General features: G+C 63.4%; 1 protein-coding gene. It reads left to right on the forward strand.

All coding sequences use genetic code 11. From position 1 onward, the window contains the following. On the forward strand, positions 1-235 hold a 235-nt coding region (locus SB756_RS35540), incomplete at both ends, for an FAD-dependent oxidoreductase (protein ID WP_410913942.1).

Below are 235 nucleotides of genomic sequence, written 5' to 3' on the forward strand. Positions count from 1 at the left end.
CGCTGCTATCCGGCGAAACCGTGCTGCAGGTCGATCTGGCGGCACGTACAGTGCAGACCGATTATCGCCAGCTGGGCTGGGATCGGCTGGTGTTTGCCACCGGTTCACAGCCCCGTTTGCCCGCCATTCTCGGCATCAACGCGGATTGCGTACTGGGTTTTCGCAGTATCGCCGACGTCCGGCAACTCCTGGCGTGCCAGGGACCGGTGGTGGTGTTGGGCGGTGGTTTTCTCGG

The organism is Pseudomonas sp. SIMBA_068 (assembly GCF_046534705.1).
Classification (GTDB): Bacteria; Pseudomonadota; Gammaproteobacteria; order Pseudomonadales; family Pseudomonadaceae; genus Aquipseudomonas; species Aquipseudomonas putida.